Below are 1627 nucleotides of genomic sequence, written 5' to 3'. Positions count from 1 at the left end.
CGACGACGACGGCGTCGGCGGCGCGCGCACCGGAAACAGCGATTAGAGCCGCAGCGGAGCTGAGAAGAAGGCTCTTGACGTTCATTTTAAACTCCAGCTTCAAAGTGGGTGCCGTGAATCTACCGGCCTCCGAAAGAGATGAGTCACACTCTTTTCCAAGTGCGAGATTTACGCTCGCGCTTAGTCACCACAATCGAAATCGGCCGCAACGAAATCAGTCGAGACGACATTGCCCAAACGATGTGACAAAAAAGGTACTATTTCTTTTCAACCCTAGGTCGCAGTAACGATTAAACTATCTGAGCCAGATAGCGATAGCGGCGCGTTTAACGAAGAAACCCGTGAAGTTGGCCAGCTGCTTGTCGTAGCGGGTTGCGACACTGCGGAACTGCTTGAGCTTCGGAGAATGGCCCGCCGTCTTCGGCGACGTCAAGATGAGGACAGCGCTCCTCGACCGTCTCACCCATCATTGCGAGATCATCGAGACCGGCAACGAGTCCTGGCGCTTCAAGAACCGCGCCTGATCACCCAATCAGCTGCCAAGCGCAATCCGCGCTCGACCGGGCTGCGCAACCCTGACCAGGTCCGCCCGGGCGAACGTTGACCGCTCCGCACTACATAAAGGAGGTCAAAATTGGACGCCGATCGGAGGGCAGTTTTGGAAGCCGTTTGACAAACGGGATCTGGCGGAAATGTGTGACCGAACCAACAGGCGGCGAAAAGTTCGCATTTGAAGGTGGAATTGCGCCGACAGCATTCCTCAAAAATCAGTGCTTCAAGTCATATGCTTGACCCGTCGATCGTAGTTGCTCAAGTGTTTTTCCTGCGCAACTTCCCGACCCGTCTGCGCCCACCGGATCGGCCTTGCCTCTTACAGTTATGGTGCCGGCCAGCCTGTCCGGCGAAATATAGACGGCAACCCCGTCTTGGCTAATTGTGGACAAATAGAAAGCACGATGCAGACCGCTAACCTCGCAATGCACCAAGAAGGGAAAGTCATCAAATGATCCCTCGCTGGAATGCGCGATGGCCGCAAACTGCGATAGCGCAATGGCAGCAAAAGCTGCTCTTACGCGAGGATTCCGCCAAGACGCGACATATGCCATTGATTGGAACCCCCGCTTGCTCGCCGTTATCCTTGATCGCCCGGTCGTGACGGTGGTGGTGCGGACAACCACGCCATTCCCACATCCGCCCTATGAGCGGCTCTTCGAAAACCAAGTTCCGCACATAACAAGTTTCGCGCATATAGTGTCATTTGGCAAGTTCAGGCCCAGCGAGTGCAATCGGAAAATGGCGCTTCATGGTATGTGTCCTCCCAAAAATCCCGGCCTCAGCTGGGGCGCCGTCGGCTGCCTAGTGTCTCGCCCTTACTCTAAAAGTTTGGACCCTTGTTCCACGGGCGCGGTGCCTGGGGTGTCGCCCAGAACGCTTCACCGTATCTGCCTTATCTAGTCGTGCGGCGAACAATGCCTGGATCGGCTCTGCATCGCGGATTGTGCGGGCATCGTGGATGTCCTTGATGGGCGATCAAGTCAATCACACGTGGCCGCAGCCTCAAGCGCTTCGGCACGGGAAGGTTTGTGCAAATCCGCGATCCGCCGAACAGAAGCGTAGAACCTTGGAT

The 1627-nt window shown here is 56.0% G+C and carries 2 pseudogenes; one reads left to right on the top strand and one right to left on the bottom strand.

The window, feature by feature from the left end:
• Positions 1-295: 295 nt before the first annotated feature.
• Positions 296-400: pseudogene (locus ACXJ7R_RS32020) on the bottom strand (IS5/IS1182 family transposase); the annotation flags it as partial.
• Between ACXJ7R_RS32020 and ACXJ7R_RS32015 the strand changes: the two are divergent.
• Positions 393-524, top strand: a pseudogene (locus ACXJ7R_RS32015) (ATP-binding protein); the annotation flags it as partial. The pseudogenes ACXJ7R_RS32020 and ACXJ7R_RS32015 overlap by 8 nt on opposite strands.
• Positions 525-1627: the final 1103 nt, after the last annotated feature.

The sequence above is a fragment of the Mesorhizobium sp. P5_C1 genome (assembly GCF_054049815.1).
This window is presented reverse-complemented; position numbering and strand designations above follow the sequence as displayed.